The 10,394-nt window shown below is 52.3% G+C and carries 10 protein-coding genes; 6 read left to right on the forward strand and 4 right to left on the reverse strand.

Annotated features, from left to right (window positions below):
• Positions 1-1,472: CoA-acylating methylmalonate-semialdehyde dehydrogenase (locus tag QZ279_RS10840; protein ID WP_293450730.1), on the reverse strand; the 1,472-nt coding region annotated here is incomplete at its 3' end.
• Between the two features lie 104 nt (positions 1,473-1,576).
• Here QZ279_RS10840 and QZ279_RS10845 point away from each other — a divergent pair.
• The 3 genes from QZ279_RS10845 to coaD all read left to right on the forward strand — a co-directional run bounded on the left by QZ279_RS10845 (position 1,577) and on the right by coaD (position 3,569).
• The gene (locus QZ279_RS10845) at positions 1,577-2,494 is read left to right on the forward strand and encodes a LysR family transcriptional regulator (RefSeq protein WP_293450732.1); all 918 of its coding nucleotides are present in this window, start codon (positions 1,577-1,579) and stop codon (positions 2,492-2,494) included.
• A 70-nt stretch (positions 2,495-2,564) separates the two neighbouring features.
• Positions 2,565-2,999: a CBS domain-containing protein gene (locus tag QZ279_RS10850; RefSeq protein WP_293450734.1), complete on the forward strand. Its 435-nt coding sequence runs from the start codon at positions 2,565-2,567 to the stop codon at positions 2,997-2,999.
• A gap of 78 nt (positions 3,000-3,077) precedes the next feature.
• Positions 3,078-3,569, forward strand: coding sequence for a pantetheine-phosphate adenylyltransferase (coaD, locus tag QZ279_RS10855; protein ID WP_293450736.1), 492 nt, complete (start codon positions 3,078-3,080; stop codon positions 3,567-3,569).
• Here the strand turns inward: coaD and tpiA are convergent.
• From tpiA to QZ279_RS10870, 3 genes are all read right to left on the reverse strand, one after another.
• Complete coding sequence (gene tpiA, locus QZ279_RS10860) at positions 3,566-4,315, reverse strand: triose-phosphate isomerase (protein WP_293450738.1); 750 nt, start codon at positions 4,313-4,315, stop codon at positions 3,566-3,568. The two genes, coaD and tpiA, sit on opposite strands and share 4 nt — an antisense overlap.
• A gap of 54 nt (positions 4,316-4,369) precedes the next feature.
• Entirely contained in the window at positions 4,370-4,750 is a 381-nt protein-coding gene (locus QZ279_RS10865; RefSeq protein WP_293450740.1) for an iron-sulfur cluster assembly accessory protein, read from the reverse strand.
• A 77-nt stretch (positions 4,751-4,827) separates the two neighbouring features.
• Positions 4,828-5,190 carry an SUF system Fe-S cluster assembly protein gene (locus tag QZ279_RS10870; protein WP_293450742.1) on the reverse strand — a complete coding sequence of 121 codons (363 nt, stop codon included), beginning with the start codon at positions 5,188-5,190 and terminating at the stop codon, positions 4,828-4,830.
• Positions 5,191-5,322: 132 nt separating this feature from the next.
• On the opposite strand from QZ279_RS10870, the gene QZ279_RS10875 reads away from it, so the two are divergent.
• The 3 genes from QZ279_RS10875 to lon all read left to right on the forward strand — a co-directional run bounded on the left by QZ279_RS10875 (position 5,323) and on the right by lon (position 10,346).
• On the forward strand, positions 5,323-6,528 hold the full coding sequence (locus QZ279_RS10875; protein ID WP_293450744.1) for a multidrug effflux MFS transporter: 1,206 nt from the start codon (positions 5,323-5,325) through the stop codon (positions 6,526-6,528).
• Between the two features lie 42 nt (positions 6,529-6,570).
• Complete coding sequence (tgt, locus tag QZ279_RS10880) at positions 6,571-7,701, forward strand: tRNA guanosine(34) transglycosylase Tgt (protein WP_293450746.1); 1,131 nt, start codon at positions 6,571-6,573, stop codon at positions 7,699-7,701.
• 242 nt (positions 7,702-7,943) lie between these two features.
• Positions 7,944-10,346, forward strand: coding sequence for an endopeptidase La (gene lon, locus QZ279_RS10885; protein ID WP_293450748.1), 2,403 nt, complete (start codon positions 7,944-7,946; stop codon positions 10,344-10,346).
• Positions 10,347-10,394: the final 48 nt, after the last annotated feature.

The raw sequence follows: 10,394 nt of genomic DNA on the forward strand, positions 1-10,394 counted from the left end.
CCGCCTTGTTTAATGCCTGAGGGCCAGCGCGCTGTTACGGTCTTGGTGCGTGTGTAGAACTTGAAAGCATCAGGGCCGTGCTGGTTCAAGTCGCCAAAGACTGATTTCTTCCAGCCGCCAAACGTATGGTAGGCGAGTGGTACAGGGATCGGGACGTTGATGCCGATCATGCCAACATTTACGCGGCTTGCAAAATCACGGGCAGCGTCGCCGTCACGAGTAAAGATTGCGGTGCCGTTGCCGTATTCGTGGTCCATCGCCAGTTTAAGGGCTTCTTCATAAGAACCTGCGCGTACAGTTGAAAGGATAGGGCCGAAGATCTCGTACTTATAGATGTCCATGTCTGGCGTGACGCGGTCGAACAAGTGTGGGCCCACGAAGAAGCCATCTTCATAACCTTGCAAACTAAAGCCACGACCGTCGACAACGAGTTCCGCACCTTGATCGACGCCCGTTTGCACAAGACGTTCGATGTTGGCTTTTGCCGCGGACGTTACAACGGGGCCGTAATCCACATCGTCGCCTGATGTATATGGACCGACTTTCAGCTTTTCAATGCGTGGAACCAGCGCTTCGATCAAACGATCTGCAGTGTCTTCGCCAACCGGAACCGCAACAGAAATCGCCATGCAGCGTTCGCCAGCTGCACCGTAACCCGCGCCAATAAGCGCGTCCGCCGCTTGATCCATATCCGCGTCGGGCATAATGATCATGTGGTTCTTAGCGCCGCCGAAACACTGAACGCGTTTGCCGTTTGCACAGCCTGTTGCGTAGATATACTCTGCGATGGGTGTGGAGCCAACAAAACCAACGGACTGAATAATGTCGTCGTGCAAGATCGCGTCAACCGCAACTTTGTCACCGTTCACGACTTGAATAATGCCCTTTGGAAGGCCCGCTTCTTCAAGCAATTCAGCAAGCATCAAGGGGACAGATGGATCACGTTCGGATGGCTTGAGAATGAACGCGTTACCGCATGCAATGGCAGGGGCAAACATCCACATTGGAATCATCGCGGGGAAGTTGAAGGGCGTAATTCCTGCTGTCACACCAAGGGCTTGGCGCATAGAGTACATGTCAATGCCAGGGCCAGCCGCGTCGGTGTAATCGCCCTTGAGCAATTCAGGCGCGCCGATGCAATATTCAACAACCTCAAGGCCACGCTGAACGTCGCCTTTCGCGTCTGGGATCGTCTTGCCGTGCTCACGCGAGAGCGTTTCGGCCAGCTTGTCCATGTCACGGTTCAACAGGCCAACATACGCCATCAAAACGCGTGCACGGCGTTGTGGGTTTGTTGCAGCCCAAGCAACCTGTGCCTCGGCGGCGATCGCGACGGCGTGCGCCATCTCCTCGGCGCTTGCGAGGGGAACCTTGGCTTGAACTTCGCCTGTCGCAGGATTGTAGACGTCTGCGAAGCGGCCAGATGTGCCTTTGAAGTGTTCGCCATTAATATAGTGGGTAAGTTCTTGCATGGATCGATCCTTTGATTGATTGGCATTAGGTTAATCTTGCAAAAATGCTTTGAACAGGTGCAATTAGCCTAAAGGGTTTTGCATTTTTGCAGAGGGGGTGCGCTGTGGCACAAAATTGGGATGATCTGCGGATATTCTTGGGTGTCGCACGCGGGCAAAGCCTGTCTGCTGCGGGAAAAACATTGCGCATTGATCCTGCGACGGTGGGGCGACGCATAGCGCGCTTAGAACAGCGGATGGGGACCCCGCTGTTTGCTAAATCGCCATTGGGATACGAATTAAGTGCTGCTGGTGCGCGGCTTTTACCGTTAGCCGAAGAGGCGGAACAGGCGATGGGCGCTGCTGGCGATCTGATGGTGCAGGGGGCTGCATCTGGAAGCGAAATCAGCGGTACGATCCGTATTGGCGCACCTGATGGCTGTGCGAACTTTCTGCTACCTCAGGTTTGCGCGCGGATTGTTGAGGCGCATCCTGATCTGGACGTGCAAATTGTAGCGCTTCCACGGGTGGTGAACCTGTCCAAGCGCGAAGCTGATATGGCGATTACAGTCAGCGCGCCGACGGCAGGGCGCTTAACGGTTCAGAAACTAAGTGATTATAAGCTGCATTTAGCGGCGTCGCCTGCATATCTGCGCGGTGCTGGACCGCTCAAGTCTAAGGAGGATTTACAGGGGCATAGGATGATTGGCTACATCCCTGATATGATTTTTGATAAGGAATTGGACTACTTAAGTGCGCTTGGTGTGCAACGTGTGCCGCTGGCATCAAACTCTGTCGCGGTTCAATTTCATGCTATTCGGCAGGGGGCTGGCCTTGGCATTGTGCATGATTTTGCGCTGCCTGCGGCACCTGAATTGACGCGAATACTGGTCGATGACGTCAGCCTAGTTCGTAGTTTCTACCTAGTGCGTCACGACTCTGATCGGCGGTTACAACGGCTTAACCGATTTGCGGAGGCGCTTGCGGCAGGTATTCGCGCAGAAATTGTGCACCTTGAGGCTGCTGCAATCTTGAATGAGTAGGGTCGCTTGACAGAAGGTTGATTTGCGGGAATTCTAAAAATATCGCAATGAAATTATTGGAGAACCGCTCATGCTAGTGCAGCAAATTCTTAGTTCGAAAGCGAGTGATGCGGTCGTCACTGTCAAACCCGGCACTTTGGTGCGCGACGCGGCTCAAATTCTGGCAGATAAGCGAATTGGAACGGTTGTTGTGTCTGCTGCGGGCCAAACTGCGGACGGAATTCTATCAGAACGCGATATTGTACGGGAATTGGCGGCGCACGGGGCAGGGTGCCTGTCACGCAAGGTGGATGATTTCATGACGACCAAGCTGGTCACTTGCACACGTGCGGATTCGGCGGATCAAGTTTTACAGCAGATGACAGACGGACGCTTTCGTCACATGCCCGTGGTTGAGGATGGTAAATTGATTGGCTTGATCACGATTGGTGACGTTGTTAAATCGCGCCTCAGTGAGCTTTCGATGGAGAAAGATGCGTTGCAAGGCATGATCATGGGGCATTAAGCGGCTCTGTGACAGGTTCGCACTTGCATTTGGCAGCGCAATATTGTTGCGTGCACCTCAAGAAATAGGAGCGCGACCATGCGAACAGGTCTTTACCCCGGGACCTTTGATCCCGTCACTTTGGGTCACATTGATATTATTCGCCGCGCTTGTGCGTTGGTGGATAAGCTCGTGATTGGCGTTGCGATAAACCGCGACAAAGGGCCCTTGTTTTCTCTTGAAGAGCGCGTCGCGATGATCGAGCAAATTTGTGCTGAATTGTCTGAACAAACCGGAACAGAGATTGTTGTTCACCCGTTTGAGAACCTTCTGATAAATTGCGCACGCGATGTCGGCGCGCAGATCATCATCCGAGGCCTGCGTGCTGTTGCTGATTTTGAGTACGAATATCAAATGGTTGGAATGAACCGCGTCCTAGATAACTCAATCGAAACCGTGTTTTTGATGGCCGAAGCACAGCATCAGGCGATTGCGTCCAAGCTCGTTAAAGAGATTGCGCGCCTTGATGGGGATGTGTCGCATTTTGTGACGCCGGACGTGAACGCGGCCTTGATCGAACGCTTACGTTAACTGGCGTCTAGCGCATTGATGATTGGTGAAAAATCATCCGCTATCAGGCTCGCACCCCCAACAAGTGCGCCATCAACGTTATCAACAGCAAAGATTGCCGCTGCATTATTTGGCTTTACAGAACCACCATAAAGCAAGCGCACCGAACGGGCAATTCGAGACCCAAAGCGTTCCTCAAGCCGCGCACGGATAAAGTCATGCACCTCTGCGATTTGTTCAATACTGGGAACTTTACCGGTGCCGATGGCCCAAATAGGTTCATAGGCGATAACCAATCTATCGCCTGAAATGTCAGCAGGGATTGACCTTGCAAGCTGGCCGGCGATGACATCAAGCGTATTTTCAGCCTCGCGTTCTTCCAGTTCTTCGCCCAGGCAGATGATGACGCGCATGCCAGCTTTTAAAGCAATTTGCGCTTTTGCACTGACATCTTCATCGTGTTCTGCGTGATCTGCGCGGCGTTCAGAGTGGCCAAGGATCACATAGGATGCGCCAGCATCGATTAGCATTTCGGCTGAAATATCGCCCGTGTGGGCCCCGTTCTCGTGTTTGTCACAATCCTGAGCGCCTAACGTAACCGGACCCGTTTTAGTGAATTCAGACGCGCGATGTAGCAAGGTCGTTGGCGGCGCCATCACGATTTCGGACAACGCCCCAGTGTGCGCCTGCGCAATCGCTTCGATCTGGGCTAGATCAGCGCTTGTGCCGTTCATTTTCCAATTGCCTGCTGCCAGTTTACGCCGCATGTTTCGCGCTCCGAAATTAAAAAGGGGGGTGGGTCATCCAAACCCGACGCCAGATCAGATCTTGGCTGCGTCTGCCTGCAATTCTTCGACGTCTTTGAATTTAATAGACTCTCCACATCCGCACGCGTCTGTCACGTTTGGGTTTCGGAATTTGAAGCCTGATTCCAATAGGGAGGTTTCGTAGTCAATTTCGGTTCCGAACAGAAACATCTGCGCCATCGGCGCGATCATGACGCGTGCGCCGTTTTGTTCAACCAGTTCATCGTTTGCATCGACTTCGTTCACGTAATCCATGGTGTATTCCATGCCCGCACAACCGCCTTTTTTGACGCCTATGCGCAAGCCCATATGGCCTTCTTTCGCCATTAACTTGGCAATTTGCACTTCTGCTTTTGGCGTGATGCTGACGGCTTGCTTGCCTGGAATGCCGAACATGTTCAGATCCTAACGAATTAGAGTGTAGACAAAAGGTAAGTCCGCGCGCCTGTTTTCACAAGCGCGGGTTGGGGACTTTACATAAACCCCAGTTCAAGACGGGCTTCGTCGCTCATCATTTCCATACCCCATGGGGGCTCCCAAATCAGCTCGACGTTGACGTGCTTTACGCCTGCCATCGGCTCAACCGCTTCTGCGATCCATCCAGGCATTTCACCGGCGACGGGGCAACCGGGTGCCGTTAAGGACATCAGAATGCTAACTTCGTTCTCGGCATTGATATCAATCGTGTAGATCAAACCGAGGTCGTAGATATTTACTGGAATTTCAGGATCATAAACTGTGCGGCACGCTTCAACAATGCCCTCATATAGAGGGTGATCAGTGCTGGACGGAGCGATCAGTGGGGTGCCTTCAAGCGGCGCAGTTGCGTCGGTCATTTTTTGCCTCATCTATGTTCTTGAGTATTTATATAGGGTTTAGCTATGGGCACGTAAAGGGCACGCGCGCGGCGCGATGTCACGTGTGCTTTTGGTCTTGTTGCGCTTCTTAAAAGGGCAAAGGATAGTGGTATGAACCAATCCAACCCAACCCGAACGCCGCCGACGCGCACAACTTTGATCTTGCTAACGGCAATCTCGGTTCTGACGTTGAACCTTTTCTTGCCCTCATTGCCATCAATGGCGGCGGATTTCGGTGTCAGCTACGGCGCGATCAGTTATGCCATTTCCGGATTTCTTGTATTGTCAGCACTGCTTAGCCTCATTTTAGGGCCTTTGTCGGATAAGTTCGGTCGTCGCCCTGTTTTATTGGTTACATTCGCAATTTTCGCGCTTGCCTCGGTTGGCGCTGCTGTTACCGAGGATTTCACAACCTTCTTGGCCTTTCGAATGTTGCAAGCGGCCAGTGCGACGGGGTCGATCCTGTCTCGCGCCATCGTGCGCGACATGTATCCGCCCGGAAAAGGCACCAGCATCCTAGGCTATATCGCGATGGCAATGGCAATTGCGCCCATGATTGGGCCGTTGATTGGCGGCTTGCTTGAGGAAACGCTTGGATGGCGCTCGATCTTTTGGCTTTATGCGATTATGGGATGCATCAGCGTCGCTTTAATTTGGCTCGACCTGGGAGAAACAGCGCCGGGCAAAGGTATTCGCTTTAAAGAGCAAGTGATCGGGTACGGCATTGTGTTGCGCTCGCAGATGTTTTGGAGCCATTCCTTGGTTGTTGGCTTTTCAGTGACTGCGTTTTTCGTATTTCTCGCTGGTGTGCCGCTGGTTGCGAGCACACAATTTGGTTTGGCACCGGCCCAAGTTGGGATGGCAATTGGCACGATCGCGGGTGGTTTTTTTGTAGGCAGTTTTTTCACGGGTCGCTTTTCTGGACGCTTATCTTTGGGAAAGATGATGATTTGGGGGCGGATGGTTGCGATTATCGGACCGATTTGCGCGCTGGCATTGCTTGCTTTTGACTTAGCACACCCCGTCGTTTTCTTTGGGCTTATGGCGACAATGGGGATCGGAAACGGCCTCAGCATTCCTGCGGCTAACACGGGCGCGATGAGCGTGCGACCCGACCTTGCTGGCAGCGCCTCTGGTTTGACCACGTCAATGTCCACTGCCATGGGCGCAGCAGGAAGCGCGATAACAGGGGCGGTTTTGACACCAGAAAACGGCGCGTGGGTCTTTTGTGTTTTACTAATGATGACCTGTATTGGTGCACTGTTCTTCGCGTCGGTTGCTGCGAAAGCGTTGGCACGGGCTGAAAAAGACACTTAGGCACACTTTTCAAATCAAATTCAGGGATATAGGACGCGCACTATGACACAACGCTTTTCATATACTCTGAATGCCACCGATGGGCGCGCACGCACTGGCGTGATCAGCACTCCGCGCGGCGACATCAGAACGCCCGCTTTCATGCCTGTTGGCACTGCCGCAACCGTCAAAGCGATGATGCCCGAAAGCGTACGCGCGACGGGAGCGGATATCCTGCTTGGCAACACGTATCATTTGATGTTGCGTCCAACGGCTGAACGCATTGATCGTCTTGGGGGACTGCACAAATTCATGAACTGGGATCGCCCAATTCTGACAGATAGCGGCGGGTTCCAAGTGATGAGCCTGTCGAGCTTGCGCAAGCTGAACGAAGAGGGCGTGACGTTTAAAAGCCATATCGACGGATCAAAGCACCACCTGACCCCAGAGCGTTCTATGGAAATCCAAGCGCTGCTTGGGTCTGACATTGTGATGTGTTTCGACGAATGCCCCGCGTTGCCCGCGACAGAGGCGGATGTGCGCAAGTCGATGGAGCTGTCCATGCGATGGGCGCAGCGGTCACGCGATGCATTCGGGGATCGTCCGGGGCATGCCTTGTTTGGCATTCAGCAGGGTGGCGTAACACGAGAGCTTCGTGGAATAAGTGCTGAAAAACTCAAAGAAATTGAATTTGATGGCTACGCGGTTGGCGGCCTTGCCGTGGGCGAGGGCCAAGAGGCGATGTTCGGCGTTCTTGAATATGCGCCTGACATTCTGCCTGTGGATAAGCCGCGCTATTTGATGGGTGTCGGCAAACCCGATGACATCGTTGGTGCCGTCGCGCGTGGCATTGATATGATGGACTGCGTGCTTCCATCGCGTTCGGGCCGCACAGGCCAGGCTTGGACGCGTCGTGGACAATTGAACATCAAAAACGCGCGCCACGCTGATGATCCGCGCCCGCTGGATGAAGGCTGTTCTTGTCCCACTTGCACAAACTATTCCCGCGCTTATCTACACCATGTTTTCCGAAGCCAAGAGATGATTTCTGGCATGCTTTTGACGTGGCATAACCTGCACTTTTATCAGGATTTGATGCAGGGCATGCGCGATGCGATTGGGGCAGGTACGTTTGACGCATGGCAAGTTGCGTTCCACGAAACGCGGGCGCAGGGCGATATTGAGCCTATTTAGAAGCAGTTCAGCAATATTAAGGGCTGGGAAAGGTTTGCTTGCTAAAGAGACGGGCATGACAAACATGCAACTCATCTGCTCGGCTTTGATCTTGACGCTTTGTGCCACTTTTATCGAAGCCAGCACAATAAAGTCGCTTGAAACTAGCGCCGTCGCGCCCCATGTATCTATACCAAAGTAGGAGACGATCAGGACTGCCGCAAAGCGGGGTCAGATTGTCTTGCCAATAGTAAGGACAGAGCATGCAAGAGCCCCTTAATTCATCCTATCCGGTGCTACCGTTGCGCGATATTGTGGTGTTCCCACATATGATCGTGCCGCTTTTCGTAGGCCGTGAAAAATCTGTACGCGCCTTGGAAGAGGTAATGGCGGCAGACAAGCAAATTCTACTCGCTGCACAGCGTGATCCGTCCGAGGATGATCCGCAGGTTGATGGTATTTTTGATGCGGGTGTCATTGCCAACGTCTTGCAATTGCTAAAACTTCCCGACGGAACGGTTAAAGTCCTTGTGGAGGGACAAGCACGTGTAAGCGTCACTGAATACCTTGAAAACGATAGCTTCTTTGAGGCCAGCGCCGAGTACCTGACAGAAATGCCGGGCGACGCGACTACGATTGAAGCGCTCATTCGCACGATTGGCACTGAATTCGAACGCTATGCCAAAGTGAAAAAGAATGTTCCCGAAGAAGCGTTGGCTTCTGTCGTGGAAACCGATGATCCTGCTAAGTTGACTGATCTTGTGTCGGGTCACTTGGGCATTGCAGTGCATCAAAAGCAAGATCTTCTGGAAACCTTGTCAGTCAGCGAACGTTTGGAAAAAGTTTACGGCTTGATGCAAGGCGAATTGAGCGTTCTACAAGTCGAAAAGAAGATCAAGACCCGCGTCAAAACCCAGATGGAAAAGACGCAGCGCGAGTACTATTTGAATGAGCAAATGAAGGCCATTCAGAAGGAACTTGGCGATGGCGAAGAGGGTCAAAACGAAGTAACCGAGCTTGAGGGCAAAGTTAACGCGACCAAGCTCAGCAAAGAAGCCCGTGAAAAAGCGGATGCCGAGATCAAAAAGCTCAAAAACATGAGCCCGATGAGTGCGGAAGCCACGGTCGTGCGCAACTATCTTGATTGGATACTGGCCATCCCTTGGGGCACAAAAAGTCGCGTGAAAAAGAACTTGATTGCAGCGCAACAGGTTCTGGACGCAGATCACTACGGTCTTGAGAAGGTCAAAGAACGCATAGTTGAATACCTCGCAGTCCAGCAACGTTCGAAAAAGCTAAAAGGCCCTATCATGTGTCTTGTTGGCCCCCCCGGTGTTGGTAAGACGTCGCTTGGAAAGTCAGTTGCGCGGGCAACGGGCCGTGAATTTATCCGTATTTCTTTAGGCGGGGTGCGCGATGAGAGCGAAATTCGGGGTCATCGCCGCACCTACATCGGATCCATGCCGGGCAAGATTATCCAAGCCTTGAAAAAAGCGAAAACGACGAACCCTCTGATTTTACTCGATGAAATCGACAAGATGGGACAGGACTTTCGAGGCGATCCGGCATCTGCGATGCTTGAAGTACTTGATCCTGAGCAGAACGGGACTTTCGTCGACCACTACCTTGAGGTGGAGTACGACTTGAGCAACGTGATGTTCTTGACCACTGCGAACTCGTACAACATGCCGGGCCCATTGTTGGATCGCATGGAAATTATTCCGCTTGCTGGGTACACTGAAGACGAAAAATTCGAGATTGCGAAACAGCATTTGATCGAAAAGCAAGTTAAGAACCATGGTTTGAGACCTGCTGAATTCACGCTTACGGATGATGCATTGAAAGAGATCATTCGCGTCTATACACGCGAAGCTGGTGTGCGAAATCTTGAACGGGAAATTGGTAAAGTTGCCCGTAAGGTGGTCACTAAAATTGTGAAAAACGAAGAGACAGAAATCACGGTTACTGCCGACAACATTGATGACTATCTTGGTGTCAAAAAATTCCGCTACGGTTTGGCGGAAAAGGAAGACCAAGTTGGCGTTGTCACGGGTCTTGCGTACACATCTGTTGGTGGAGAGCTTCTTAGCATCGAAGCGTTGCGTCTACCGGGCAAGGGGCGGATGAAAACGACGGGCAAACTAGGCGATGTTATGAAAGAAAGCATCGATGCGGCCAGTTCGTACGTGCGTTCCATTGCTCCTCAGATTGGGGTGAAACCACCAAAATTCGAAAAGTGGGACATCCACGTGCACGTACCAGAAGGGGCGACACCGAAAGATGGGCCTTCTGCTGGTCTGGCGATGGTGACGTCGATTGTGTCTGTTTTGACGGGCATCCCGATCCGCAAGGACATCGCAATGACGGGCGAGGTCACGCTTCGTGGTAATGCTCTGCCGATCGGTGGTTTGAAGGAAAAACTATTGGCGGCATTGCGGGGTGGGATCAAAACGGTGTTGATCCCTCAGGAAAACGAAAAAGACCTGCGCGATATTCCTGACAACGTGAAAGATGGTATGGAGATTATTCCTGTATCCCACGTACGGGATGTGTTGCATCACGCCTTGGTTCGTACACCTGAGCCAATTGAATGGGATGAAATTGCTGAAGAAGCGGAAGCTGCAGCTTTGCAAAAGAGTGAAGGCGCAAGTAAAGTCGCTCACTAAGGTCATGTAATACCAAAAGGCGGTTCAATTTTGAGCCGCCTTTTGTTT

It is taken from the genome of Planktotalea sp., assembly GCF_018607965.1.
In the GTDB taxonomy this organism is placed as follows: Bacteria; Pseudomonadota; Alphaproteobacteria; order Rhodobacterales; family Rhodobacteraceae; genus Planktotalea.

What these genes read in the sequence shown, in the direction of transcription:
- tpiA (WP_293450738.1), bottom strand. Translation starts at nt 4,315, where the DNA reads ATGCGGCGTAAACTGGCAGCAGGCAATTGGAAAATGAACGGCACAAGC.
- tgt (WP_293450746.1), top strand. Translation starts at nt 6,571, where the DNA reads ATGACACAACGCTTTTCATATACTCTGAATGCCACCGATGGGCGCGCA.
- QZ279_RS10875 (WP_293450744.1), top strand. Translation starts at nt 5,323, where the DNA reads ATGAACCAATCCAACCCAACCCGAACGCCGCCGACGCGCACAACTTTG.
- coaD (WP_293450736.1), top strand. Translation starts at nt 3,078, where the DNA reads ATGCGAACAGGTCTTTACCCCGGGACCTTTGATCCCGTCACTTTGGGT.
- QZ279_RS10850 (WP_293450734.1), top strand. Translation starts at nt 2,565, where the DNA reads ATGCTAGTGCAGCAAATTCTTAGTTCGAAAGCGAGTGATGCGGTCGTC.
- QZ279_RS10865 (WP_293450740.1), bottom strand. Translation starts at nt 4,750, where the DNA reads ATGTTCGGCATTCCAGGCAAGCAAGCCGTCAGCATCACGCCAAAAGCA.
- lon (WP_293450748.1), top strand. Translation starts at nt 7,944, where the DNA reads ATGCAAGAGCCCCTTAATTCATCCTATCCGGTGCTACCGTTGCGCGAT.
- QZ279_RS10870 (WP_293450742.1), bottom strand. Translation starts at nt 5,190, where the DNA reads ATGACCGACGCAACTGCGCCGCTTGAAGGCACCCCACTGATCGCTCCG.